The following is a 23,434-nucleotide window of genomic DNA, read 5'->3' on the forward strand; positions in this document are numbered from 1 at the left end:
AGGGGTTTTGCCGCGGGCGCGGCATGGTGGGTCAGAAAGGCACGTCGTCTGACATATCGGCCAGGGTTGAGGCTTGGGAAGGCTGGGCGGCGCTGCGTTGCGGAGCGGGTTGGCTTTGCTGGCGCGGCGGTTCCGCTGCGGCCGGTTGTTGCTGAGCCGGCGCACCACCGAACTCGATGTTGGAAACGCGGCCAACCAACTTGGCGCCGCGCTCGCCGCCTTGCCGTTCGTAGGTTTCGATGTGCACTTCATCGATGGTGACGCTGACCTTGATGCCGACCGTGAGATACGGCGCGAGCGCTTCGGCGCGCTGGCCCCACAGTGAGGCGTCCACCCATTGAGTCGGTCGCTTACCGTCGGCGTCTTTCTTGCCGTAGGCAAAAGCCAGCGCCAGGTTCGCCACCGGCTCACCGCCTTGCGTGTGACGGACAACAACATCGCGGCCGATGCGGGCCAGGCCAAACAGTTGAGCCATGATTAAGCTGCCTCCTTGCGCAGCAGGTTTTCGTACTTGGAGACCAGGCGCTCGAATGCCATTAGGTCGCCTTCGAGTTCTTCGATGATGTCGTCGTCACGCTCGATGCGGATGATCGTGAGCTGACGTCCGATAGGATCCAGGTCGGGCGCCCACAGGATGAGGTCGACCCATTTGCGGCCGAGCAGCCACATGGCGCCGTTGCATTGGTCGATGTAGGCGCTGATGTCACCGTCGACCACAGCAGTGAAAAGGGTGTCGGACGAAACCATCGTCTTGATCTCGATGACGCCGTCTTCGTCGACGAGGCCGTCCACGCTCACGCCGAATAGGCCGTCGCCCGTGGTGATGAAGCCGGCCTCCTCAACGAAGTTTCCGGTCTTCGCCTCGTAGGCCGCGCGGGCGAAAGGCTCCTGCTCGGTGCCGGTACGCATGGCGGCGTTCGCGAAGACTTCCGGCGTCCGGCCGCCCATACGTTCGCGCGCAACATCCATCGCGTACTTGAGGCAGTCTTTCGAAGGCCCCCCGGCTTTCAGCTTGGACCGTGCGTCCTTGAAACGGCTGCCGGTTATGACGCCTCGGCGGGCGTCCAGCCATTCCTGAGACCCTTGCGGTGCGGTGTGGATGATCGGGTCCATTACTTGGTCTCCTGCTTGAGCATGTTGCGTTTGTCGCGATAGGCCTGCTTGAAAGCTGCAAAGGCGGCGAGGTTGTTGGTCTGTTCGATCGCTTTGCAGCCCGCTTGCCAGATGTCGGCAGCCGCTTCCAGGGTTTCGGCCTGGGCCAGCTTGCTGATCCATTCGTCCCGCAGATCAAGGGCGGCGTCATCAGCGCCGGCGCCGTCATTGTCGTCGCCCTTCTCGGAGATTCCGCAGACCGCTTTCAGCGTGTGACGCTCCAAGTAGGTGGTCGTGGAGACGATGGCCTGGATGGTGTTCTTGCCGCCGCTGTCGTCGGCGGGCGCGTCAAGGGTCACGGACTTCTCGTGGCCAAGACGATGCAGCAGCGTGCACGTGATGAAGATCCGGCCGTTCTTCTGCTCGGGGGTCCAGCTCCAAGAGAAGCCGTGGCGAGAAAGAGCAGGGCCGACTGCCTCGACGACGTCCGACAGTTCCGCGTGCTTGTACTGCGTGCGTCCCTTTTGCGTGGCGAAGTCGACCTGCTTTCGCTTGATCACTTCGACTGCTTCAGCCTTGAACGCCGCGAATGCTTCGTTGAAGGCCTTGCGCGCTTCGTCGGCCTCCCACTCGCGCTGGATCGCCATCATTTCCTTGATCTGATCCAGGGGGATGCCTTGCTTTACGGCAGCCATCATCATGCCCATGGGCGAATTGGCGGCGAGCACAGCGACTTGGCCGGCGGCCGGCTCGGGTTGCATGGCCACTGCGCGGGCCGGGGCGTCGATAACTTCGGTCATGGCGTCCTCAGTAGGTAATTCGAATGTTGGGAATCAGGCCCTTGGCGATCAGCGTGACCGCCTGCCGGGCGCAGTCCTCAGGCACGCCGCCGGCGACGAACGCATCCAGGGCGGCGCGGTTGATGCTTGCCTTGTGCGCCTTGTCTTCCTCGCGGCGCCGGATTTCGGCTTCTTCTGCTGCCTTGGCGTCGGCCTGGCGCTTGATTTCGGCGTGGCGCGCGTCCTCGGCGGCCTGGACCCGGTCCCGCTCGGCCTGCTCAGCGGCCAGGCGTTCACGTTCCGCCGCGGCCGCGCGGTCGATCTCCGCCTGTTTCTCGGCGGCGATGCGGCGCTGATCGGCCAGCTCGGCTTCCAGGCGGGCCGTCTCGGCAGCAGCCAGCGCAACAGCTTCTCGGCGCGCGGCGGCGTCGCGCTCCGCCTGGGCCCGCTCGTCTGCCTTGCGCTGCGCCTCCGCTGCTGCCTCGCGGGCGATGCGCTCTTCGCGGTCCTTCTGCTCGCGCGCCGCGGTCTCAGCGCGAAGCCGCGCCAGTTCGGCCTGGTCCGCGTCGTGCTTCTCCCGGGTGGCCAGGGCCTGCTGCAGCGCCTCCAGCGCGCGGGCTTTGACGCGGTGCGCCTCGGGTTCGAACTCTTCCCAGGATTCATTCACCGCGCGGGCCTGCACGTCGGCAATGGTGGCGCGAAGCTCGTCTGCATCCAGGTCGCGGTTCTCATCGGCGCGTAGCCGGAACCACTCGATACCCTGCTGGTGGCGCTGCTGGCGCGCTTCCTCCGCCTGTTCCCACTGATCCAGCGGTGCGCGGACCTCATCAGCCAGCGCGTCCAGGACGTCGCGCATGCGCTTGCGCTCTGCGTCGATCTTCTTCGGGATATCCTTCAGGCGGTCGACCTGCTCCTTGCCGACGCCATCCAGAGCGGTCTTCACCTTGCGGACCTTGAAGGCCAAGCTGGCGATCGCGTCACGGCCTTTCTTGGTCTTCAGGTCCGGAACGTGGCCCGTCACCTCGGCGCGGATCTTGTCGAGCCAAGGGTCCAGGCCGCCGGGCTTGGAGTAAACCTGCAGCGCAGTTTCCGCCGGCGGCAGCTCGGCAAGTTGGGTCGCTTCGGTCATGTCAGTCCTTGGCTGCGTATTTGGTTGTTCCATCACCCGCGAGGCGGGCAGCTTCGTCTTCCTGTTGCAGGACAGACATGACCCCGACGATGGCGCAGATGATCGAAAAAATGCCCACGGCGGTGTGGGCATCGGTTTGAAGCAAACGGCGAATTAGTTTCTTCATGTCATCCATCCAGTTCGATCTGCACGGCGTCTAGAATCTTTCGTTGGAGGCGCGCTATCTGCGAATCGCCGCTGCGCATCACTGCGCGCAGCATGTGTTCGGCGTCGTACACGTCCAGATCTCGGAACAGGTCCGTCTCCATCAACCGTGCCGCCCACCAGTGCGAGTTATGCCCATCAGAATCCCAGGCATGGATTGACTGCATGACCTCGCCAACCTCTTGAGGCGAAGTCGTCAAGACTTCTAGGTGTTCGTCACCGTGGATTCGGTCCATATCACCACCCGATCAGAAGAAATAGGACGCCGAACAGCACGAGCAGATAGGGCGCCCAGTATTTGAAGTTGTGGAACATGGCTGCTCCGTAGGAAGAGGTGCAGCCCTCTGGCCAATCCTTCACGGCGTTCGGCCGGTCACGCTCCGTGCGCACAGATTGCTGTAGGCCGATTGCTTGGAAGGCGGGAGAGGGCTGCGGTAAGACGTAGATGCTCAAGTCAGCGCACCCCAATGCCGGAGGGACGCACTTTTCGCGGAGTGGGTTGTGGCATGGCGGATGCCGTAGGGATGCGCTGGCCTGAGCAGCCAATGGGAGATCGCCCCGGCAGGCCGGGGCAAAGGGATTAATTGATCAAGCGATGATGCTGCGGACGGGGCGAACTCGGAACTCGAGGAAGCGGAACCAGCGGTAGACGCTGCCGTACTCGAAATCCACCGCCCAGGCGTTGCTGGAGCCGTAGGGCGTCGAGGTCCAGGTGTATTCGCCGTCGTCATTGAAGCCTTCCGAAGCTACCACTTGCAGCAGCTCACGATGGGCCGGCAGGTAGAAGTCGGCGTGGCTGTCGGCCGTGTATTCGGAGGCAGCCAGGGCTGCAGGATGGCCGCCACGCTCCAGCAGCTTGCGGGTATTCTCGGCGCCGTCCAGATCCGAGTAGCCTTCCAGCTTGTCGCCGTAGCCGCCGAATTCGAATTCACCATCCAACGGAGCGACCGCGGCGAACAGGTGGCGGCCTTGGGCCGTCAGGCCGATGTAGATCCCGCCTTGGCCTTCGGCGTACTGGCCAACTACGAATGCATTGCTCATGGTTTCTCCAAGTATTTGAGAGGCCCGATTCATGCCCGGGCGGTTGCTTCTGGGGTAGGGGACAGCCAAGGTGTGTGCACGGCCATTGCCTGATCTGCCGCGCTGCGGTAATCGCGGGCCTCATAGACCCGCACATACAAATCCTGCGTCTGCTGGTGCCCGACGATCTTCTTGACTGCCGGGCTGGCGATTGCCTTGTTGTAGGCGTCGCTTTGATCGCGGGCCTTGAATTCACCCGCGAGAACGGGGCGGGTCAGGCCGCTGCGGGAATGGACGAACGCGTAGAAAGTCATAGCGCTTTCCCGAGCACGTCCAGCAGGTAGGGGCGAAGAACTGAAATCGCCTCTTGGTCGTGGCCGCCGCGCACAAGCTCATGGAGCTTGCCCATCAAGTCCATATCGAGCAGAGGGGGGGCTTCCTTAAACACCGAGAAGCCGCGATTTCCCAGTTCTTCCGACAGGTCATCGGAATCAACATCATCGAGGTCAACATCAACCTCTACGGTCACTTTTGCCATGTTGGCCTCCTTGTTCATTCGTCAGCCATCGCTCATAGAACGGGCTGATGAAAGCGGCCTCTTGCGAGGCCGTTTGCGCCGGGATTCCAACCGGCGTAACCGTTTCTGTTCTTGGCCGTCTACGCCTCACCCAATTGATCCGTGAACCGCGCTTTGGCGGACTGGATACGGCAGGGACACCGCGCAGAGCTACGGCCATGCCCGTAGGTGCGATTGAGCCGGACGAACACCCCACAGGCGGGGTGAGCAACATCGGCGACTGGTTGTTAAAGAGCGGTACTGCTGGTGCAGCTGCCTCTTCTCCATGCCGACTCTTTATGTGTGTGGGCTAACGTCTGCCGCCGAGGTGTCCCGAGGGTGCGGCTCCGTGGAGGTCTTGCTTCGCTGTGTTTGCAGCGCATGGATGAACTATAGCAACGCTACAGTTTTATAGCAATAGCTATGCTATAGATTATTTGTAACTGGCGCAAAAAAGCCCGCTCGAGGCGGGTTTTAGTAGGAGCTGGGCCCTGCTATCCAAAAGCGCAGAACTCTGCGAACCTAAAGCAGTGAAATGTGAAGAGGGCGAGTCACCGTGACCGTCCAGTTATTCACTAGGAGAGTTCACTATGGAACTGATCAAAGCCTCTATCCACACGATGCAGACCAAGTTCGGTACTGAGATCGAGTACGCGCGGCTCACGTATCGGACCGCGAGAGGCATAGTTGGCCAGTCTATGCTGCTGGGTCGGCTGTCGCCTAAGACGCTGAGCCTCGCGCGGGCCGGCTACAGAACTGCGGATTGAGGAGGAGCGGCAACAAAAAAGCCACCCGGAGGTGGCTTGTTATGTCCCTAAATATAAGCAGAGCTATTGAATTTCGAATGGATCGGCTATATTCTGGACTTGCTCTTATTTGAGCAACTAAGGCCCCAGCAACTGGGGTTTCGCAGTAGCCGGAGAGGCGGCTTAGTCACCTCCAGGACCACTCCCCACCCCTTTCGATGCATTGTCACGCCTATACGAAACGGAGGGAGCCCTTGTGCAGAAAGGAGAAAGCCATGAAACCAGTCAAGAAACTAGAGTACGCGCGTTGGGTTGTCGCGGGCGCTATCTTTGGCGCGGCTGCGGCTGGGGCCTTTCTGGGAAAATTTGATGTCAATCTGGCGGGTTTGGACATGAACTCGATGGGCGCAATCGTCGGTGGCATTGCGACGGCATTGCTCGTCAAGGTGGTTCATCTCGTCTGATGTCGGAGTTAGTAGACGGTAACTGGGTAGATATGGCCACCATCGCGGTGGCCATTCTCTATGCAGCGTTCCGTTGCTGGCTGGACAAATGCCGGCGTTCGTGGGAATCGTTTGCCGGTGACGTGAGTTATGGCGTGGTCATCTTTCCCATGCTGCTACTATCCCTGACGGCCATATCCACCAAGGCCTTGCAGATGCTGCTGACCGGGAACAAGATTGTCATCTCCCTGGCTGGGCTGTTCTCCCTCATCGTGATTCTAAAGCGAACTTTCGAGAAGACGAACGGGCAAGCCGACAAGGTCAGTTAAGCCGCCTTTGAGGCGGCTTTTTCATTTCAAGACTTCACCCACTGCCCCGCCTCATCATCCCGCAGCCTGGCGCCAGACCAGACAACCTGGCCCAACACGCGCACAGGCGTGCCATTCTCAAGTGGGATGTCGGGGTAAGCCGGATTGAATGACCGCGCCACCCATTGCTTCGTCAGGCGATCCCGCGTCACCGTCTTCACGATCATCTTGCCGTCATAGTTGATGGCGTAGACGCCGCCCGCGGCCAAGTCACGCACGGTCAGATCCTCATTCGGCACGACTAGCAGTGCAGCTCCATCACGAATGATGGGTTCCATGCTGTCGCCCTTGGCGTAGACGACGCGAGCCTTCCCGGCATCTGCGCCCACGGCACGCAGGAACGAGCGGCGGAAGTGCATCACGCCGGTCTGCTCCTCAAGGTGGTTCTCGATACCGTCGCCCGCAGCTAGGCGGACGTCGGCCATCTCCGGCACCTTTTCGAACTTGTCGTTCGCAGCATATGGCTCGCCAGGGCCGACATTGGCCACCACTCCAGTCTGGGTGCTAATCCGGATCTTGGGATTGGCTTCTGCCTGGTGTGTTGTATTTCCCCCTTCCCACGGGGCAGGGGGGAGGCCTTTGATGCGCATGGGAAATTCGTCGGCGGCGACATCTATGTCGACCACCGAGCCGCGGGTTGGTGCGGCAAATGAGGATGCGGGCCGCTCTGGGACGGTGATCGTCGTAGCCCCATCCGAGTACCCCTGCAGCGCAAACAGCATCACGCCTTCAAGGTGTTTTAGCCGCTCGGCTGGCAACGCCTCAATCCGCTCTCGATCGATCGACGAAAACGGCCACGGGGCAACGGTCGGGCTCGCAGCAGGTGTCGCATCGGACGTTAGCGCCGCGGCCTTCTGTGCCTCGCCTGCGAGTCTTGGGCTGATCTCCGCAAGTGAGCAGCCGAAGCCCTTGGCATACACGGTAGCCGCTTCCAGGTTAAGAGGGCGCCTACCAGTAATGTGCTGGTAAATCATGGCCTGCCCGCCCTTCACCTCGTGGTCGCGAGCGAACGCAGCACGATTCACGCCTTCAAAGCGTGCGCGCAAGGCGGAGGCCTCCTCTTCGATCGTCCAAATTTTCATATAGCAATGCTATTCAAATAAATCTATAGCATGGCTTGCGAATAAACTGTAGCAACGCTATAGTTCAAGCCATGGATCTGAACAACTACCTCAATCGGGACGGAGCAATCAGCGCTGCGGCGCTTGCTCGGTGCGTGGGCGTGTCCCCGGCGCTTGTCTATCAATGGCGCACGGACCGCCGACCAGTCCCGGTCGAACACTGCGCTTCGATCGAACTTGCCACCGCCGGGGCCGTGACGCGCCGCGACTTGCGGCCAGAGGACTGGCAGCGCATCTGGCCCGAGCTGGCCGAGCAGCAGGAGGCGGCGTGATGTCATCGTCTGCGGAGTTTTTCGATGACCGTGGGCGCGGCCTGAGCGGTGACAGGCCCGCTCACGCATACGGGACAACCCAGCCAACCCCCCCACAGGGGCTGCATCAGCACCTTGCGCTGACCGGGCCCGTCGAAGCAGACCTGACAAAGGTAGTGCTCGAAATGCGCCGCGCTTGGATCGGCGGATTCGGAGTCTTCTGGGGTGGGATTTTTCCGGTAGGCAGCAAAGCCATTTCCGATCCCGACAAGCGTGTAATCGCCGCGCTGCGCAATGGCTTCTTTAACTTCGGCCAGCTCCTTTGTGGCCTTGAGATGCTCCTGTTGGAGAGCCATGAGCTGGGCGTTGTGCGTGAAGAGGCTCTGCTGGGCATTGAGCAACTTGTCGTTCATCTCCGCGACCACCGCGGCCAGTTTGTTGGCATCCCGAAGTCCGAGGGCTGCCTTGCCAAGGTCCAGCGCGCTGTTGATGGTCGTGACGGTACCGCTGATCAAGCTGAAGTCCATGAGGGTTCCCCCAACGTAGAAAAGGGCTGTGTGAGAACTCCCGATTCTACGTTGCGCGGGAACCACGGCGGGGAGGGCACATGACTCCATCAATGCACCGTCGCGCTTTCGCGCCCCTCGGTGGCCCACGCCATGCGGTCGCGCTCGGCGCACAGCTCCTTAAAGATCTCCAGCACTGCCTCTTCGGACGGATCGATAAAGGTCCTCTTGGCCACGTCCGCTGCGTTCTTAAGCAGTTTCTCGGTTTCGGTGGGAATCATGGTCGCTCCTTGGCGCGTTGTCGATGGAGCCATCTTCGAATCAGCCCACGCTGTAAGTCATCGTGTAACGCGTTGATTTTTTCCTATCGCGAAATCGCGCTTGGAGCACTGGTAGAGCATCAATTTCCACCGTTTTTTGTCAGCGCCGACTGCTTCGGCGCATTTAAGTCCGCAAAACGGTCCTGGCTATCACAAGCCCATTCTGTAATTCAAGCTGTAACTCGATGAATTTTCACTATGGCCACTAACGGTTCGGATATTTCCCCTGCGCTGATTGCTCTCGGCGCGCGAAATCTGCAGGGCGCCGCAACGGGGCGTTTTGTACCCGAGGCGCAGATCCGCGCATGCCAAACCTATCGCGCTGCAGTCCTTCTGGCGTGGGAGAACCGCAGCCGCAAATGGCTGACCCAGAGAGCACTGGCAGAAGAATGCGGCCTGTATGCGCCGCACGTGAGCAGCTATCTGCACCCCGAGCCGTTGGACGCGAAGAGCCGCCCGCGGCTGGACTTGCCGGCCGACTGCATCGATGCCTTCGAGGAGGCGGTCGGCAACCATGCAATCCGCCAGTACCTCAACCACCTTGGCCGGCTGACGATCATGGAAGAAGTCATTGCCCAGAGGGCCGCATGACCTATGAGCAAGCCCTGGCCATCACCAAGCGTGCCTTCGAAGAAGAGTTGCGCCGGCACAACTGGGACCGCGTGAAGGCATACGAGGAAATGATGCTGCGCGAGGACCGAGACCCCCAATTGCGTGAAGCCTTCCATGTGGCGGGCCTTCATTACGTATTTGCTACGAGGCACTAATGGATAAGCAAGTGTTCATCCTCGCCAATGAGCAGGTGCGTCGGAACGCCGTCATGGCGGTCATGGTGGCCGGCCTTGATATGCGCGTCGAGATCAAGCCTAAGGGACGCACGCCTGCGCAGAACGCCTTTTCGCACGTTTGGTACGAAGAGATTTCGGAAGCGTTCCCTGAAGACGACGAGCTTGGCTGGAAGTGCTATTGCAAGCTACACCACGGCGTACCTATCTTGCGCGCTGAAGACGAAGAATTTCGGCTCGCCTACGATGGGACCATCAAGGGTCTGACATACGAGCAGAAGTTGCTGGCGATGCGCGTCTTCCCCGTGACCTCCCGTATGAACGTGGGGCAGCTGACGAAGTACGCCAACGCTGTCCGCGATGACTTCGCGGCCCGCGGGCTGCTGCTCGAAGTGAAGGGGGGCTGAATGCGTACCTCCACGCTACAGCGAAAGACGCCGATGCGCCGGGCCAAGCCTAAGCGCGAGAAGGGCCTTGGCCACAAGATCGAGGTTGTCATGGGCTTCTACCGCCCGCCGGGCCACAAGCTGCCGACCCTGCTGCGCAGTGAACAGCATCGCCGCAATGTGGCGGCATTGGACTGCGCATGCTGCGGGCGCCAGGGGCCGAGCCAAGCGGCACACGCGAACATCACCAAGGGCATGGGCCTGAAGGCGTGCGACAGCCTCACTTTCCCGCTGTGCCCTGAATGTCACCGCGATCTGGATCAAGCCGGCAAGTTGCTCAAAGACGCCCGACGCCACCGTGAATGGGTCTATGTCGACTGGGCGCGCGCCGAACTCATGGCGCTAGGTAAGTGGACCCCGGAAATCGAATTGCACTATCGCAAGGCCATCGAGCCGTTGCGCGCGCTCGGCAATCCGGACGACGCAAAAGAAAAGGCCGCTGTGACGAGCGGCCCGGGTACTGCACTGATGGAGAAATTCTAATGGCACGGATCAGAACGATCAAGCCAGATTTTTGGACAGATGAGAAAGTCACGGAGTGCTCCATGAGCGCTCGCTTACTGTTCATTGGCATCTGGAACTTCGCGGACGATAACGGCAATCTTCAGCGCTCTGCGAAGAAGGTAAAGATGCAGGTGTTCCCTGCGGACTCGGTGGATTGCGAGCCCCTAATTCAAGAACTGATCGCTCACGGAATGCTCATTGAGTATTCCGTGAACGGCGATTTGTTCTTGCATATCAAGGGGTTCAAGAAGCATCAGGTCATCAATCGGCCTTCTAAATCCAACATTCCTCAGCCATCGATCAATGATGACTCACTGAGTGTTCCCGGAAGCATCATTGACGGAAAGGAAGGGAAAGGAAAGGAAGAGGATAAAGACCCCCCTAGCCCCCCTTCGCAGGGGGGTGACGAGCCCGGCGCGCCTTCGGCTGGCAAACCCAAGCGTGAGCGCCAGCCTGCCATCGCCCTGAAGACCTTTTTGGAAAAGTGCAAGGAGCGTGGCGAGAAGGCGATCAGCGAGCACAAGCCGCTGCTGACCTACGTCGAGGACACCCAGCTGCCGATGGATTTCGTCAACCTGGCGTGGATGGAGTTCAAGCGGCGGCACCTGCCCGAGGGGCCGGATGAACGCCGCCTGCAGGCTGACTGGCGCAAGCACTTCGTGAATTGCGTGACGAAGGGCTGGTACAAGCTCTGGTACGCCAGCGCTGACGGCGGCTACGCGCTGACGACGGTCGGAATCCAAGCTCAGCGCCTGCACGAGAAGCGGGAGGCCGCATGACCCCCGAGGCCGTACGAGTGCCGCCGCATTCCGTCGACGCCGAGCAGGGCGTGATTGGCGGCCTGCTGCTGGACAACCGCGCATGGGACCGCCTGGGCGACCTGCTGAGCGCGGAGGACTTCTACCGCCACGACCACCGGTTGATTTTCGGCGCCACGGCCGGCTTGCTGAACGCGAGCAAGCCGGCCGACGTGCTGACCGTGTTCGATTCGTTGCAGGCCGCCGGGCAGGCTGAGGATGCGGGGGGCTTGGCCTACCTGACCGCGATCGCCAACAGCGTGCCCAGCAGCGCCAACGTGCGCAGCTACGCGGAGATCGTCCGCGCCCACCGCGTTCGCCGCGACGTGCTGGCCGTTGGCCACGACATCGCCGAGCTCGCGGAAACAGCAGACCCGGCCGAGCTGGTGGAGCGTGCGACCGGCCTAGTCATGGCGCTGGCGGACACGCGCACCGCGGGCCGCGACCCGGTTGAGGTTGGCGCGCTGCTGCGGAACGTACTTGAGCAGCTTGAGGCCCGAGGGGAGCGTGAGGGCGGAGTTTCGGGCTTGGCCACTGGATTCGTCGACCTGGATGAGAAGACCAGCGGCTGCCAGGACGGCGACCTGATCATCGTGGCGGGCCGGCCATCGATGGGCAAGACCACGTTCGCCATCAACATCGCGGAGAACGTGACCGAGAAGGAGGGCGTTGCCCTCGTGATCAGCCTGGAAATGGCTGCCGCCCAGTTGGCGGAACGTTCCATTGCACGCTACGGCGCCATTGACACTCAGCGCCTGCGCACCGGGAAACTGCACCAAGGCGACTGGCCGCGGCTGACGCACGCCATCCAGATGCTGGAGAACCAGCGCTTGGTCATCGCAGACGATCCCAGCCTGGCCAACGTCGCGCGGATTCGGCTCACCGCGCGTAAGGTCAAGCAGCGCCAGGGACGCCTGGACCTGATCGTCGTCGACTACCTGCAGCTCATGCAGGGCGAGGGCTCCACGCGGAACGAAGACCTGGGTGGAATCACCCGAGCGATCAAGCTGCTGGCGCGTGAACTGGGCTGTCCGATCATCGTGCTGTCCCAGCTATCGCGGAAGGTCGAGGAGCGCCCCAATAAGCGGCCGATCCTCAGCGACCTGCGCGAATCCGGCGCGATCGAGCAAGACGCTGATGTGGTGCTGATGGTCTACCGGGACGAGTACTACCACGAGGACAGCCCGCTAAAGGGCTTGGCAGAGATCCTCATCCGCAAGCAACGCATGGGCCCTCTGGGCGAAGTCTTCCTGACATTCCAGGGGCAGCACTCCCGATTCCTGGACGCAGACCAGCAAGCAGTCGCCGAGGCCAGGAACGCCGTGACGTTCAAGCCGAAACAGAAATACAGCCAACTGAGGGATTGAAATGATCACTGTTGAACTCCCCTGGCCGCCCAAGGAACTCAGCCCGAACCACCGCGGGCATTGGGCGCCGGTGTCCCAAGCGAAGAAGCGCTATAGGACGGCAGCTCGCCTGCTGGCGCGTTCTGCGCTCTCTAAAGCGGATGACTTCAGCCAGTTTCTCGGGGTGCGCCTTGTGTACGAATTTTTCCCACCCGATGCGCGCGCGTATGACCGCGACAACCTCGCGGCCCGAATGAAGGCTGCAACGGATGGCATTGCCGATGCGGTAGGGATGAATGACCGCGGCTTTCACTTTGCCCCGGCCGAGATTCGCGAAAAGGTCAAGGGCGGCTTAGTCCGCGTCACTATCGAGCAGGTGAACCTATGACGATTATCGAAAAGCCCCGAGCCCGGGAAGAGGGCGGCATGTGGTTGGTCTGGTGCGCAGCTGTTGGCCCGAGCCCTCGCGTTACCTTCGAAGCGGCATATCTGGCTTGGGCCCGACGCCGGGGGGTGGCTCGCATGACGGCGGACCTGCAGAAGTGGGAATTCCGGGATCCGATGCTAGTGGTCATGAGCCGGCAGCAAGCCGCGGCGAATCGGTCGTGCAAGGGCTGTGCGCACGCCAAGACGATAGAGACGCCGTTCGGCGACACGATCACGCGTTGCCTGAAGGGCAAGCCCTATGGGAAGAAATGCAATAGGTACGAGGTGACCGATGAATAGCCTGACAGGTGACGACCTGCTCTGGAACTGGGCCCGCTGGACGTGGTCGGGGACCACGGTGGGCAACATGGAGGCGTATGTGTCCTGGGAAGATGACCACCGCCCGATCCTGACGGACCATGCCCTGGTCGTGGAGAGCATGCATGCGGCGCTCCCCTGGCATGAACGCATGGTGATCATCGCCGAGTATCCACAGAAGAACGCCATGTTCGGGGACCTGGATGCTCGGGCTCGGGTCAAAGCGGCGCGCGAATGGATCGCCAATACCACGGGCGTGGCGCTCACCGAAACCGACTACAAGCTGTACCTGGGCCTTTTCCGCAGCCAGGTCGAAAGGAGGCTGGCGTGAAGTACGCGCACGAGGTGATGGACTTGATGGGCGCGTATCCGATGCGAAGCTTCCGGATGATCGAGCTGGTGCGGCATGTGACCCGCGGCCGAACGCTCGAGCCGCGCGAGCGCGACGCCGCACGAAAGGCAGTTCAGCGGGTGCTTGACGCCCTGGTGGCGGCCGGATCCGTCCAGGTCAGCGCGCCCGCAGCGGGCCGCGGCGCCTTTGCGGGATACTCCGTGTCCCACAAGTGGGACATAAGCTCCACACAAGTGGGACGGGAAGTGGGACAATTCTCCCGGGCTCTTGCGCCCTGAAGAATTGAAGCCCCGGCCATGCGCTGGGGCTTTTTTGTTTTCACACGCTTGGCGATTGGCTGGGACCGCTAACGGGTAAGGCCGAGCAAAGGGCCGTCAGTCGCCAGCCGTGTGGGAACAGCCGCAGCAATCAACCAGTGACATACGCCAGGCGGACCAGAATGCAGGGGCGTGCGTATGTGCGGAGTGTTCCGCAAACAGGCTGGCTCTGACCTGCGCCGCCCGTTAAGCCCCTATCGGTCCAACCAGCGCACACCGAGGTGCGTCAAGGGGCGGGCCCCACAACCCACAAGGACCAGCATGGCCATCTTCGGACGCCTGACCGCCGAGCAGTTGGCGGCCGACTACACGCACTACGGTCGCATGTACAAAATCGTCCCGGTCTACCTAGGCGACCCGCATGGCGAGTGCCGCGTGGCAGTGCGCAACTGGTGGCCTGAATGGATGCTGGACGCGGCTGACTGGATCTGGTCGGCTGCTGTCGTCTGCATGCAGGCCATCAACCCTGAATTCGAACACCCCGGCTTCATGATCGCCATCGACGGCGAACTGAAGCACTGACCGCACCCCATGAGTCGCCTCAGCAGGCCTGGCGCCCGCGCAGGGGCAAATGCGCGGGACACTTCTTGCCGGTCTTGTCGCCGGTGGCCAGCGTGACGAGAACCGCGGCGCCCAGCTCGCTACAGCGAGTAGCCGGATGGGGGCAACAGCAGTGTCAGCGCGTGCCACATTTCGGGCACGGCTCTCCGTCCGCTTGAAAGGTTCTCTCCGTACCGGGCCAGCGAGCCCGGTGATCACCTGCTTCGACGCGCGTCGAGCTCCATTCCTTGGAATAGGGCTGGTCGTTCTCGCTGAAGACCTCGGTTGCGCGATAACCACAAGCCGGGCAGTGATAGTGCGTATAGGTGCGCATCGTCATATGAGCATCCATCAAGTGAACAGGGAAGTTTGATTGAACCATGGGACGACCGTCAAAGCTCACAGACGCCCAGTGGGAGACCATCGGCAAGCGCCTGCTGTCCGGTGAATCCACGTCTGCTCTGGCTCGAGAGTTCGGAGTCAGCAAGGGCGCCGTATCCAGCCGGTTTTCAAAACGCACGGAAACGATCAAAGCCGTTGCAAATCAATTGGTTGCGGCTGACCGGGCGATGGCGAATCTGAACGTTTCTGAACAGATTGCCGCCCGTTCACTTGCCGATGACCTGAAGGCGATATCCGAGCACCTGGCCGGAGCCGCGCGGTACGGCAGCGCCACCGCGCACCGACTGCTGGGCGTGGCTCACGGGAAGGTCGCGGAGATCGACGACGCTGACCCGCTCAATCCCGAGAGCGTGGAAGCCATGAAAGGCATCGCCGCCATGACCAGGTTGGCGAATGAATCCAGCGAAATCGCGGTGAACCTGCTGCGAGCCAACAAGGACAACATCGACGACCTCAACCGGGGCGGCAAGGACGTGCCGGCGGGTCTCGACCATTTCTACTCAGGGCAGTCATGAAAGAAATCCCCCTCTCTCGCGGGCTGGTAGCGCTTGTGGATGAAGCCGACTTTGACCGCCTACGAGCCTTCCGCTGGTGCGCCACTTCCCGTCGTTACGCCTACCGCCATGAGCAGGTGAATGGAAAGCAAACTGGGTATGCCATGCATCGGGAAATCATGGGCCTGTCGAAAGATGATCCCCACGAGGTCGATCACATCGACGGCAACCCGCTCAACAACCAGCGGTGCAATCTCCGCGTATGCAGTCACGCAGAGAACACCCAGAACAAGCGGAAAGGCCGCCGCAATGCATCCGGATATAAGGGCGTGACCTGGAGCAAGCGGGATCGCCGCTGGCAAGCCCAGATCATGCGGGCCGGTAAACAAAAATGGCTCGGGCTGTTCCCAACGGCGGAACTCGCGCATGCTGCGTATTGCCAGGCCGCTGACGCCTTACATGGCCAATTTGCGAACTATGGAGCTTCTTCAGTCTAGGCCGACGCTTAACCCGGCGCTGCGCGATTTCTGGCTCAAGCCCGCGCGCAACCGTGTTCTGCATGGCGGCCGGGCGTCCACGAAGTCCTGGGACGCGGCTGGCTTCGCCACCTTCCTGGCCAGCAACTACAAGCTCCGCATCCTCTGTGTCCGGCAGTTCCAGAACAAGATCGAGGAATCGGTCTACACGCTGCTGAAGACCCAGATCGAGCGATTCGGGTTGAACCCGCAGTTCCGGATCCTGGACAACAAGATCCACCACCGCAAGACCAAGACGGAATTTCTGTTCTACGGCTTGTGGCGGTCGATTGACGAAATCAAGTCGCTGGAGGGCATCGACGTCCTCTGGATTGAGGAAGCCCATAACCTGACCGCCGAGCAATGGGAGATCCTGGAACCGACCATCCGCAAGGCTGGGTCACAGATCTGGATCATCTTCAACCCCAAGCTGGCGACCGACTTCGCCTACAAGCGCTTCGTGCTGAACCCGCCGCCCAATACGGTGGTGCGCCAAATCAACTACGACGAGAACCCGTTTCTCTCGCAGACGATGCGCGACATCATCGAGGCGGCAAAAGCCGAGGACTATGACGAATACGCCCATGTGTACCTGGGCGTGCCACGCGACAGTGACGATGGCGTGATCATCCGTCGGGCCTGGATCATGGCCGCGATCGACGCGCACCTGAAACTTGGCTTTGAGGCCGCGGGCGACAAGCGGATCGGCTTTGACGTGGCCGACAGCGGCGACGACAAGTGCGCGAACGTCTACGCGCATGGTTCGGTGGTGTCCTGGGCGGACGAATGGAAAGCGGCCGAGGACGAACTGCTCAAGAGCTGCACGCGGACCTACGCAGCGGCCCGTGAGCGCGGCGCAGGCGTCACCTACGACTCTATTGGCGTAGGGGCTGGCTGCGGTGCCAAGTTCGGCGAGATCAACGAAGGGCGGCGCCATGAGAGCGACAACCAGCCTGTGCTGTACGAGAAGTTCAACGCTGGCGGTGCGGTGTTTGAGCCCGACGAGGAATACTCGCCCGGCACAACGAACAAGGACATGTTCGCCAACATCAAGGCTCAGGCCTGGTGGATGCTGGCAGACCGGTTCCGCAATACCTACAACGCGATCCACCGCGGCGAGAAATTCGATGTTGACCAGATGATCAGCATCACCAGCGACTGCCCGTACCTGGAAAAGCTGATCGACGAGTTGTCGACGCCGAAGCGCGACTACGACCAGAACGGGCGGGTCAAGGTGGAAAGTAAGAAGGATCTGGCCAAACCCACGCGGGAAGGTGGCCCGGTCAAGTCCCCCAACATCGCGGACGCGCTGGTCATGTGCTTTGCGCCCCGTGATCGCAGCCTGGAGGTCTGGGCGCGACTAGCAGCATAAGGAAAACCATGGGCCGTCGCTCATTCGGAAAGGTCGCAGCGCGTAAAGACGCTCAGGCCACTGTCACCGCGCCGGCCCGCGATTCCTTCGCTAACATCGAAGCACGCGTGGGCATCCAGGCGAACAATCAGGCGTCCCAGGGGCGTTACACGTTCGACCTGGTCAGCCGGAACCGCATCCAGATGGAGGCGGCCTACCGCTCGTCTTGGATCTGCGGGATGGCTGTTGACGCCGTCGCCGAAGACATGACGCGCGCGGGTATCGAGCTGGCCAGCGACATTGACCCGGACGATGTGGAGCGTATCCAGTCGACGATCGAGCAATTCCAGGTGTGGGACGCCTTGTGCGACACGGTCAAGTGGTCACGGCTGTATGGCGGCGCCATCGCGGTCATGCTGGTCGATGGCCAGGACGTAAGCACCCCGCTCAAGCTGGACAGCATCGGCAAGGGGCAGTTCAAGGGGCTGATGCCGCTCGACCGCTGGCTGGTGCAGCCATCGCTGACGCATCTGGTCCGCGAATACGGCCCAGACCTTGGCAAGCCGGAGTATTACGACGTCCTGATTGCCGCCCCGGCCTTGTCGGGACAGCGCGTGCACTACAGCCGCGTGATCCGCCTGGAGGGCCTGAAGCTGCCGTACTGGCAGCGCATCGCGGAGAACTTGTGGGGTCAATCGGTGCTGGAGCGCCTGTGGGATCGCCTTCTGGCATTCGACAGCACCACCGAGGGCGCCGCGCAGTTGGTCTATAAGGCCCACCTGCGCACGTACAAGGTCAAGAAGCTGCGCGAGATCCTGTCCATGGGCGGACCGGCCGAGGCAGGGCTGATGAAGCAAATCGACTTCATTCGCCGCTTTCAGTCGAACGAGGGTATGACCCTCATGGATGCGGATGACGAGTTCGAAGCGCACCAGTACACATTCAGCGGCTTGGACAACGTCCTGCTGCAGTTCGGCCAGCAGATCTCTGGAGCACTCCAAATTCCGCTGGTCCGCCTCTTCGGACAGTCCCCAGCTGGCCTGAACGCCTCGGGTGATTCGGACCTGCGTACCTATTACGACAACGTCGCAAACGGTCAGGACAAGCAGCTACGAGCAGGAATGAGCGTCTTGCTGGACGTCGTTCATCGGTCAACGCTGGGACGACCGCCAGATGACAAGTTCGGCTTCGAGTTCCGATCCTGCTGGCAGCTGACGGATACCGAGAAGGCGACAGTCGCCAAGGATGTCGAATCCGCGGTTGCGGATGCCTACGACAAAGGCATCATCGGTCGCAAGACGGCGCTGTCCGAGCTGCGCAAGTCGGGACACAAGACTGGCGTGTTTGCCACGATCACCGAGGAAGAGATTGATGCCGCAGACGACGAGCCGCCCGAACCTGGCGAGGTCGGCATACCTGGGCTCGATATCGGGAAGAACCCGGGACAAGCACCAGGGGCGCAAGCAGCCGCAACGGCGTGATCCGGTCAATGCTAGGAGGGCCGAGGGGCCATATGGCCGGCAGCTGAAGAAGGTGGCGCAGAACGTCGGGCGGATCATCAACGCGTTTCCGCCCGACGAGCCCAACGCAGTCCCTCCGATGGCGGCGGTGCTCAATGCCTATGCGGAGACACTCACCGAATGGGCGCGCGCTACCGCGCTACAGATGGTCACAGACGTGAACCGGCGCGACCGTGACGCCTTCATGGAGCGAGCCCGGGACTTGTCGACGGGACTTCGGCAGGAGCTGCGCAATGCCGAAACAGGCCGGGTGATGCGGCAATTGATGGGTGAGCAAGTCGACCTCATCAAGAGCATCCCGATCGAGGCCGCCAAGCGCGTTCATGTCCTGACGTCCGAGGCGTTGCTGGACAGTACGCGCGCCGCGGAGATCGCCAAGGAAATCAGGCGTTCAGGAAAAGTGGCCGAGAGCCGTGCACTCCTGATCGCTCGAACCGAGGTGGCCAGGACAGCCGCCAAGCTTACCGAGGCTCGCGCTCAGGCGGTTGGCAGTACCCACTACATCTGGCGCACGTCGGGAGATTCTGACGTTCGTGCTGGCCATAGGCACATGAACGGCAAGGTGTTCGCTTGGGATGACCCGCCCATGGTGAACGAAGGCGACGCGAAGCGTCCCAACTGGATCCGGCACCACCCTGGAGAGATCTGGAACTGCCGATGCTGGGCCGAGCCGATCTTGGCAAAGGAATGAGCATGCATACCACTGACCGAATGGCCAGCGGCTTCTACACGGTCGAACGCCTGGGCGCGAGGCAATCCGTCACCAATGACGGATTCCTGCTGTGCGAGGGCGTACCGATCGCGCGTATCGGCGAGCTGCTGTACGCCGATGGGGAAGTGCCGGTCGAGCCTGGGCGTGACGGGATCATCCGTATCGATCGCACGCCTGAAGAGGTATTCCGGTCTGAGACCCTGGCCAGCTTCGAGGGCAAGCCGGTCACGATGGACCACCCCGCCGAGTTTGTGACGCCGGACACATGGCGGCAATTGGCGGTTGGGATCACCCAGAACGTCCGGCGCGGCGAAGGCTTGGACGCCGACTACATCCTGGCCGACATGCTGATCACGGACCGCGCGGCCATTGATGCAGTGCGCGCCGGTCTGCGGGAGGTTTCCTGTGGGTATGACGCGGACTACGAACAGATTGAACCCGGGCGCGGGGTACAGCGCAACATCATCGGCAACCACACGGCGCTGGTAGAGCGTGGCCGCTGCGGCCCGCGTTGCGCAATCGGAGATAAGGAAAGCGATATGAGCAAGAAAAAGAGTACCTGGGACCGTATCCGGGCGGCCTTCAAGTCCAAGGACGAAGCCGCACTGGAAGAGGCGCTGGAGGATGCGGAGACGTCGGATGCCGATGGTGACGACGACGAAAAGGACAAGGACGATGACAAGTCGGCCAAGACCGGCGACGGCGCTACCCTGGACGCCATCCTTGGTGCCGTCCAGACGCTGACCAAGCGCGTCGGCGACATGGAAGCCAAGATGGACGAGAAGGACGACGAAAAGGAAACCAAGGACACCGTCCTGGAAGCCGAAGAAGCCGAACACAACTCAGAAGCGAAGGGCGAAACCTACACCGGCGACATGGCTACGGTTCGCTCCGGTGCGGAGATCTTGGCGCCCGGCATCAAGCTGCCTACCTTTGACAGCAAGAAGGTCAAGACGGCGGATGCTGTCTGCGCTTGCCAGCGCAAGGCCCTGGAAACGGCCTACGCCACCGACGCAGGCCGCGCTGCCATCGATCCCTTCCTGGCTGGCCGCGCGCCCGAGTTCGGCACGATGGACGCTTCCTCGGTGTCAACGATCTTCAATGGCGCGGCAGCCCTGCGCCGCCACCAAAACAACACCTCCGGCGTGCGCAGCGGCATCACCACGCAGGACTTCGGCCGGCCCTCTACGGTCAGCAGCATCAACGAGCAGAACCGCAAGTTCTGGGACGCCCGGACGGGCAACTAATAAGGAACCACCATCATGGTCGCATTTGTTTATCGCATGCCGTCCGGCATTCCGGGCGATGTCAGCCGTAAGGAAAACTCGGTCGTCGAGACCCAGATCCTGAACGCTTCCCTGCCGTTCTCGGCCTATGGCCTGGTCGGCAAGATGGCCGCGGGAAAGTTCGTGCCCTTCGCCGGCGGCGAAGCTGCCACCGACGCGTACGGCGTCCTGGTCCGTCCGTTCCCGACCAATTCGGGCACCGATGGCCTGGGCACGGCGACGCCGCCCGCTTCCGGCCCGGGCGATGTCCTGCGCCGCGGCTACATCACGGTCAAGCTGAACGGCGGCGCCACTGTGGCGGCTGGCGGCCAAGCGTACATTCGCGTCGCTGCTGCGGCGGCTGGCAAGCCTTTGGGCGGCTGGGAAGGCGCAGCCGACAGCACCAACACCGTCGCGATCAACGCCATCTTCATGTCGGGCGCTGACGCGGACGGCAACGTCGAAATTTCCTTCCGCAACTGATCCCCATCACCGGAACGGGCCACCTACGGGTGGCCTTTTTTTTCGCCCCTACGGAGCAAACATGAACCTGAGCAAAACCGAACTGGCGGCCGTGATGGATGCGACTCGCCGCCTCAAGCGCGCCCGCACCACGGACAGCATGATCACCTTCGACCGCCAGACGATCGACTCGGCCGGCGCCTTCCTCATCGGCGAACTTGAACGCCTCGACCAGACCCTGCACGCGCCGCTGGCGTCCGTGACCTGGTCCCGCGACATCGATCTGCGCGAAGACGTCTCGATTGCTGACGAAACCTCGTCCTTCACCAACTCCAGCTTTGCCGCTGCTGGCGGTCCGTCGCCCACTGGCAAGAGCTGGATCGGCAAGGATGCCAATTCCATCCAAGGCTTGGCCCTGGACATCGGCAAGACGGCCAGCCCCCTGACCCTGTGGGGCATGGAACTGGGCTGGACCATCCCCGAGCTGGAGTCTGCGCAGAAGTTGGGCCGCCCCGTCGACCAGCAGAAGTACGCCGGCATGCAGCTCAAGCACAACATGGACATCGATGAACAGGTGTACATCGGTGACGCCACGCTGGGCTTGTACGGTCTGGTCAACAGCCCGAAGGTCACGAACTCGAGCAATGCGCAGACGGGCAACTGGGCCACGGCCACGCCGCAGCAGATGCTGGACGACGTGAACGAGCTGATCAACAGCACTTGGGCCGCATCCGGCTATGCAATCTGCCCCAGCAAGCTGCTGCTGCCGCCGATCCAGTATTCCAAGCTGGTCGGCACGCTGGTCTCCAGCGCGGGCAATATCTCGGTGCTGGAATTCCTGCGCCAGAACAGCCTGGCCAACAGCGTCAACGGCCGGCCGCTGGACATCCAGCCGCTGAAGTGGCTGTATCAGCGCGGCGCCAGCAATGCCAACCGCATGATGGTCTACACGCAAGACCAGCAGCGCGTGCGCTTCCCGCTGGTGCCTCTGCAGCGTACTCCGCTGGAATACCGCAGCATCTACCAGATGACGACCTATTTCGGCCGTCTGGGCGCCGTCGAATTCGTGTACCCGGAAACGCTGGGCTACCGCGACGGCATCTAAGGAGAACGGCATGCCGAAAATCTACGTCAACCGCGAATTCACGCTGCAGCTGGGCGGGGAAAAGCGGCATTTCACGGTCGGCAACCACACTGTGGACGCCGAAACCGCCAGCCACTGGTATGTGAAGGCGCACGTCGGCGACGAGCCGGCGCTGGACCCGGACACCAGTGCCGCGGCGGATGCGTTGCTTTCGGAGCTGGACGCGCGCGCCAAGGTGCTTCAGGATGCCGAGTTGAAGGTCGCCCAGCGCGAGCAGGCGGCCGATAAGCGCGAGGCCAGCCTGGACGAGCGCGAAAAGGCTGTGGCCCAGCGTGAGCAGGCGGTGGTCGATGCCGAACAGGCCGCGGCTGCCAAGCCGAAAACTACCAAATAGGGACGCACAATGGACGCAGCCACTTTCCGCCAGGACTTTCCTGAGTTCTCGGACCTGCTGATCTATCCGGATTCGCAGGTCGACTTCTACCTTCGGGTGGCGGAAAAGCTGCTTCCGGAGTGCCGGTGGGGCGAAATGCTCCCCTACGCGATCGAGCTGTTCGTCGCACACCATCTGGCTATCGGGCGGCAGAATGATCAGGCGGCCAGCGTCGGAGCGGTCCCGGGCTCGGTGAAGGGGCCGACGACGTCCAAGGCGGTTGACAAGGTCAGCGTCGGATATGACGCGGGCTCGGTGGCGCTGGAGGACGGCGGGTTCTGGAACCTGACTACCTACGGGATCCGGTTCCTGCAGTTGGCGCGGTTGTTCGGCGCCGGAGGCGTGCAGCTATGAGCGGGAAATTCCGCGTCGATCGCTTAGATGGCGTCTTGGCCTCGATTAACGAGCTGGTCAAGAAGCAGGTCTTGGTCGGCGTGCCAGACAGCGCGCCAGACCGTAAGGAAGGCCCGTTGTCCAATGCCCAGATCGGCTACATCTTGGAGCACGGCTCGCCGGCGAACAACTTACCGCCGCGGCCGCATCTGCTGCCAGGCGTGCAGGACGCGCGCCCGAAGGTCGAACCCGAACTGCAGGCCGGCGTAAATGCTGCGCTTGACGGCGATGCGCAGCTGGTGGATACCCGCCTGAACCGCGCCGGGATCGTGGCGGCAAGCGCGGTCAAGGCGAAGGTCAACAGCAACGTGCAGCCGGCGCTTTCCGAACGGACGCTCGCAGATCGCCGCCGGCGCGGCGTCACTCGCGAGAATACGCTGGTCGACACCGCGCAGTATCGAAACTCGATTACCTATGTGGTTCGAAAGAGGGGATAG

At 61.9% G+C, this 23,434-nt stretch carries 39 protein-coding genes; 26 read left to right on the forward strand and 13 right to left on the reverse strand.

Translation table 11 applies throughout. From position 1 onward, the window contains the following. Positions 1 to 31: 31 nt before the first annotated feature. The 10 genes from ACM1PE_RS06795 to ACM1PE_RS06840 all read right to left on the reverse strand — a co-directional run bounded on the left by ACM1PE_RS06795 (position 32) and on the right by ACM1PE_RS06840 (position 4,762). Complete coding sequence (locus ACM1PE_RS06795) at positions 32 to 475, reverse strand: single-stranded DNA-binding protein (protein ID WP_419342758.1); 444 nt, start codon at positions 473 to 475, stop codon at positions 32 to 34. Positions 476 to 477: 2 nt separating this feature from the next. Beyond that, positions 478 to 1,113: a lambda exonuclease family protein gene (locus tag ACM1PE_RS06800; protein ID WP_419342760.1), complete on the reverse strand. Its 636-nt coding sequence runs from the start codon at positions 1,111 to 1,113 to the stop codon at positions 478 to 480. Further along, on the reverse strand, positions 1,113 to 1,892 hold the full coding sequence (locus tag ACM1PE_RS06805; RefSeq protein WP_419342761.1) for an ERF family protein: 780 nt from the start codon (positions 1,890 to 1,892) through the stop codon (positions 1,113 to 1,115). The genes ACM1PE_RS06800 and ACM1PE_RS06805 overlap by 1 nt, the downstream gene beginning before the upstream one ends. Before the next feature lie 7 nt (positions 1,893 to 1,899). Next, positions 1,900 to 3,000 carry a hypothetical protein gene (locus ACM1PE_RS06810; RefSeq protein WP_419342762.1) on the reverse strand — a complete coding sequence of 367 codons (1,101 nt, stop codon included), beginning with the start codon at positions 2,998 to 3,000 and terminating at the stop codon, positions 1,900 to 1,902. 1 nt (position 3,001) lies between these two features. Next, on the reverse strand, positions 3,002 to 3,166 hold the full coding sequence (locus ACM1PE_RS06815; protein ID WP_158598564.1) for a hypothetical protein: 165 nt from the start codon (positions 3,164 to 3,166) through the stop codon (positions 3,002 to 3,004). Between the two features lies 1 nt (position 3,167). Continuing rightward, positions 3,168 to 3,371 carry a hypothetical protein gene (locus ACM1PE_RS06820; protein ID WP_147400252.1) on the reverse strand — a complete coding sequence of 68 codons (204 nt, stop codon included), beginning with the start codon at positions 3,369 to 3,371 and terminating at the stop codon, positions 3,168 to 3,170. 70 nt (positions 3,372 to 3,441) lie between these two features. Beyond that, entirely contained in the window at positions 3,442 to 3,657 is a 216-nt protein-coding gene (locus ACM1PE_RS06825) for a hypothetical protein (RefSeq protein ID WP_419342764.1), read from the reverse strand. 135 nt (positions 3,658 to 3,792) lie between these two features. Continuing rightward, entirely contained in the window at positions 3,793 to 4,245 is a 453-nt protein-coding gene (locus ACM1PE_RS06830) for a hypothetical protein (RefSeq protein ID WP_419342766.1), read from the reverse strand. 29 nt (positions 4,246 to 4,274) lie between these two features. Continuing rightward, positions 4,275 to 4,538 (reverse strand): hypothetical protein, encoded by a 264-nt coding sequence (locus tag ACM1PE_RS06835; RefSeq protein ID WP_419342767.1) that lies wholly within the window; start codon positions 4,536 to 4,538, stop codon positions 4,275 to 4,277. Further along, positions 4,535 to 4,762, reverse strand: coding sequence for a hypothetical protein (locus tag ACM1PE_RS06840; RefSeq protein ID WP_419342768.1), 228 nt, complete (start codon positions 4,760 to 4,762; stop codon positions 4,535 to 4,537). Before ACM1PE_RS06840 ends, ACM1PE_RS06835 begins: the two co-directional genes overlap by 4 nt. Positions 4,763 to 5,370: 608 nt before the next feature. Between ACM1PE_RS06840 and ACM1PE_RS06845 the strand changes: the two genes are divergently transcribed. The 3 genes from ACM1PE_RS06845 to ACM1PE_RS06855 all read left to right on the forward strand — a co-directional run bounded on the left by ACM1PE_RS06845 (position 5,371) and on the right by ACM1PE_RS06855 (position 6,298). Next, entirely contained in the window at positions 5,371 to 5,547 is a 177-nt protein-coding gene (locus tag ACM1PE_RS06845; protein WP_419342769.1) for a hypothetical protein, read from the forward strand. A 254-nt stretch (positions 5,548 to 5,801) separates the two neighbouring features. Further along, positions 5,802 to 5,990, forward strand: coding sequence for a hypothetical protein (locus ACM1PE_RS06850; protein WP_419342770.1), 189 nt, complete (start codon positions 5,802 to 5,804; stop codon positions 5,988 to 5,990). Positions 5,991 to 6,022: 32 nt separating this feature from the next. Then, the gene (locus ACM1PE_RS06855) at positions 6,023 to 6,298 is read left to right on the forward strand and encodes a hypothetical protein (RefSeq protein WP_419342771.1); all 276 of its coding nucleotides are present in this window, start codon (positions 6,023 to 6,025) and stop codon (positions 6,296 to 6,298) included. A 26-nt stretch (positions 6,299 to 6,324) separates the two neighbouring features. On the opposite strand, the gene ACM1PE_RS06860 is transcribed toward ACM1PE_RS06855, so the two are convergent. After that, positions 6,325 to 7,419, reverse strand: coding sequence for a S24 family peptidase (locus tag ACM1PE_RS06860; RefSeq protein ID WP_419342772.1), 1,095 nt, complete (start codon positions 7,417 to 7,419; stop codon positions 6,325 to 6,327). A gap of 71 nt (positions 7,420 to 7,490) precedes the next feature. Between ACM1PE_RS06860 and ACM1PE_RS06865 the strand changes: the two genes are divergently transcribed. Beyond that, positions 7,491 to 7,730, forward strand: a complete 240-nt coding sequence (locus ACM1PE_RS06865) for a transcriptional regulator (RefSeq protein WP_419342773.1) — start codon at positions 7,491 to 7,493, stop codon at positions 7,728 to 7,730. Positions 7,731 to 7,732: 2 nt separating this feature from the next. Here ACM1PE_RS06865 and ACM1PE_RS06870 read toward each other — a convergent pair whose 3' ends face one another. Further along, positions 7,733 to 8,236 (reverse strand): hypothetical protein, encoded by a 504-nt coding sequence (locus ACM1PE_RS06870; protein ID WP_054453426.1) that lies wholly within the window; start codon positions 8,234 to 8,236, stop codon positions 7,733 to 7,735. A gap of 89 nt (positions 8,237 to 8,325) precedes the next feature. Then, the gene (locus ACM1PE_RS06875; RefSeq protein ID WP_419342774.1) at positions 8,326 to 8,496 is read right to left on the reverse strand and encodes a hypothetical protein; all 171 of its coding nucleotides are present in this window, start codon (positions 8,494 to 8,496) and stop codon (positions 8,326 to 8,328) included. A gap of 237 nt (positions 8,497 to 8,733) precedes the next feature. Between ACM1PE_RS06875 and ACM1PE_RS06880 the strand changes: the two genes are divergently transcribed. From ACM1PE_RS06880 to ACM1PE_RS06985, 22 genes are all read left to right on the forward strand, one after another. Continuing rightward, entirely contained in the window at positions 8,734 to 9,126 is a 393-nt protein-coding gene (locus tag ACM1PE_RS06880) for an XRE family transcriptional regulator (protein WP_419342775.1), read from the forward strand. Further along, on the forward strand, positions 9,123 to 9,302 hold the full coding sequence (locus ACM1PE_RS06885; protein ID WP_419342776.1) for a hypothetical protein: 180 nt from the start codon (positions 9,123 to 9,125) through the stop codon (positions 9,300 to 9,302). The genes ACM1PE_RS06880 and ACM1PE_RS06885 overlap by 4 nt, the downstream gene beginning before the upstream one ends. Then, complete coding sequence (locus ACM1PE_RS06890; protein WP_419342777.1) at positions 9,302 to 9,727, forward strand: hypothetical protein; 426 nt, start codon at positions 9,302 to 9,304, stop codon at positions 9,725 to 9,727. Before ACM1PE_RS06885 ends, ACM1PE_RS06890 begins: the two co-directional genes overlap by 1 nt. Further along, the gene (locus tag ACM1PE_RS06895) at positions 9,728 to 10,249 is read left to right on the forward strand and encodes a hypothetical protein (protein ID WP_419342778.1); all 522 of its coding nucleotides are present in this window, start codon (positions 9,728 to 9,730) and stop codon (positions 10,247 to 10,249) included. It abuts the gene before it with no gap. Positions 10,250 to 10,311: 62 nt separating this feature from the next. Then, complete coding sequence (locus tag ACM1PE_RS06900) at positions 10,312 to 11,049, forward strand: hypothetical protein (protein ID WP_419342779.1); 738 nt, start codon at positions 10,312 to 10,314, stop codon at positions 11,047 to 11,049. Then, a complete protein-coding gene (dnaB, locus tag ACM1PE_RS06905) occupies positions 11,046 to 12,434 on the forward strand; it encodes a replicative DNA helicase (RefSeq protein ID WP_419342780.1) in 1,389 nt (462 codons plus the stop codon). The genes ACM1PE_RS06900 and dnaB overlap by 4 nt, the downstream gene beginning before the upstream one ends. A gap of 1 nt (position 12,435) precedes the next feature. Beyond that, positions 12,436 to 12,801 carry an endonuclease gene (locus ACM1PE_RS06910; protein ID WP_419342781.1) on the forward strand — a complete coding sequence of 122 codons (366 nt, stop codon included), beginning with the start codon at positions 12,436 to 12,438 and terminating at the stop codon, positions 12,799 to 12,801. Next, positions 12,798 to 13,139 carry a hypothetical protein gene (locus ACM1PE_RS06915; RefSeq protein WP_419342782.1) on the forward strand — a complete coding sequence of 114 codons (342 nt, stop codon included), beginning with the start codon at positions 12,798 to 12,800 and terminating at the stop codon, positions 13,137 to 13,139. The genes ACM1PE_RS06910 and ACM1PE_RS06915 overlap by 4 nt, the downstream gene beginning before the upstream one ends. Further along, positions 13,132 to 13,488: a hypothetical protein gene (locus ACM1PE_RS06920; RefSeq protein WP_419342783.1), complete on the forward strand. Its 357-nt coding sequence runs from the start codon at positions 13,132 to 13,134 to the stop codon at positions 13,486 to 13,488. The genes ACM1PE_RS06915 and ACM1PE_RS06920 overlap by 8 nt, the downstream gene beginning before the upstream one ends. After that, complete coding sequence (locus ACM1PE_RS06925) at positions 13,485 to 13,787, forward strand: hypothetical protein (protein ID WP_419342784.1); 303 nt, start codon at positions 13,485 to 13,487, stop codon at positions 13,785 to 13,787. The genes ACM1PE_RS06920 and ACM1PE_RS06925 overlap by 4 nt, the downstream gene beginning before the upstream one ends. A 300-nt stretch (positions 13,788 to 14,087) precedes the next feature. Beyond that, entirely contained in the window at positions 14,088 to 14,348 is a 261-nt protein-coding gene (locus ACM1PE_RS06930) for a hypothetical protein (RefSeq protein ID WP_419342785.1), read from the forward strand. A gap of 398 nt (positions 14,349 to 14,746) precedes the next feature. Beyond that, positions 14,747 to 15,283 carry a helix-turn-helix domain-containing protein gene (locus ACM1PE_RS06935; protein WP_419342787.1) on the forward strand — a complete coding sequence of 179 codons (537 nt, stop codon included), beginning with the start codon at positions 14,747 to 14,749 and terminating at the stop codon, positions 15,281 to 15,283. Then, positions 15,280 to 15,759, forward strand: coding sequence for an AP2 domain-containing protein (locus tag ACM1PE_RS06940; protein WP_419342788.1), 480 nt, complete (start codon positions 15,280 to 15,282; stop codon positions 15,757 to 15,759). The genes ACM1PE_RS06935 and ACM1PE_RS06940 overlap by 4 nt, the downstream gene beginning before the upstream one ends. Then, positions 15,689 to 17,149 carry a PBSX family phage terminase large subunit gene (locus ACM1PE_RS06945; RefSeq protein WP_419342789.1) on the forward strand — a complete coding sequence of 487 codons (1,461 nt, stop codon included), beginning with the start codon at positions 15,689 to 15,691 and terminating at the stop codon, positions 17,147 to 17,149. The genes ACM1PE_RS06940 and ACM1PE_RS06945 overlap by 71 nt, the downstream gene beginning before the upstream one ends. 8 nt (positions 17,150 to 17,157) lie before the next feature. Then, entirely contained in the window at positions 17,158 to 18,609 is a 1,452-nt protein-coding gene (locus tag ACM1PE_RS06950) for a DUF1073 domain-containing protein (protein ID WP_419342791.1), read from the forward strand. A 52-nt stretch (positions 18,610 to 18,661) separates the two neighbouring features. Beyond that, complete coding sequence (locus ACM1PE_RS06955; protein WP_419342792.1) at positions 18,662 to 19,339, forward strand: phage minor head protein; 678 nt, start codon at positions 18,662 to 18,664, stop codon at positions 19,337 to 19,339. Beyond that, positions 19,336 to 20,607, forward strand: a complete 1,272-nt coding sequence (locus ACM1PE_RS06960) for a DUF2213 domain-containing protein (protein ID WP_419342793.1) — start codon at positions 19,336 to 19,338, stop codon at positions 20,605 to 20,607. The genes ACM1PE_RS06955 and ACM1PE_RS06960 overlap by 4 nt, the downstream gene beginning before the upstream one ends. A 15-nt stretch (positions 20,608 to 20,622) precedes the next feature. Beyond that, positions 20,623 to 21,108, forward strand: coding sequence for a structural cement protein Gp24 (locus tag ACM1PE_RS06965; RefSeq protein WP_338329177.1), 486 nt, complete (start codon positions 20,623 to 20,625; stop codon positions 21,106 to 21,108). A gap of 61 nt (positions 21,109 to 21,169) precedes the next feature. Further along, positions 21,170 to 22,192 carry a DUF2184 domain-containing protein gene (locus tag ACM1PE_RS06970; RefSeq protein ID WP_419342794.1) on the forward strand — a complete coding sequence of 341 codons (1,023 nt, stop codon included), beginning with the start codon at positions 21,170 to 21,172 and terminating at the stop codon, positions 22,190 to 22,192. A 10-nt stretch (positions 22,193 to 22,202) separates the two neighbouring features. Next, on the forward strand, positions 22,203 to 22,565 hold the full coding sequence (locus tag ACM1PE_RS06975) for an STY1053 family phage-associated protein (RefSeq protein WP_419342795.1): 363 nt from the start codon (positions 22,203 to 22,205) through the stop codon (positions 22,563 to 22,565). Between the two features lie 9 nt (positions 22,566 to 22,574). Continuing rightward, positions 22,575 to 22,958, forward strand: coding sequence for a DUF4054 domain-containing protein (locus ACM1PE_RS06980; RefSeq protein WP_419342797.1), 384 nt, complete (start codon positions 22,575 to 22,577; stop codon positions 22,956 to 22,958). After that, positions 22,955 to 23,434: a hypothetical protein gene (locus tag ACM1PE_RS06985; RefSeq protein WP_419342799.1), complete on the forward strand. Its 480-nt coding sequence runs from the start codon at positions 22,955 to 22,957 to the stop codon at positions 23,432 to 23,434. The genes ACM1PE_RS06980 and ACM1PE_RS06985 overlap by 4 nt, the downstream gene beginning before the upstream one ends.

It is taken from the genome of Achromobacter sp. PD1 (assembly GCF_048541815.1).
In the GTDB taxonomy this organism is placed as follows: domain Bacteria; phylum Pseudomonadota; class Gammaproteobacteria; order Burkholderiales; family Burkholderiaceae_B; genus Achromobacter; species Achromobacter bronchisepticus_A.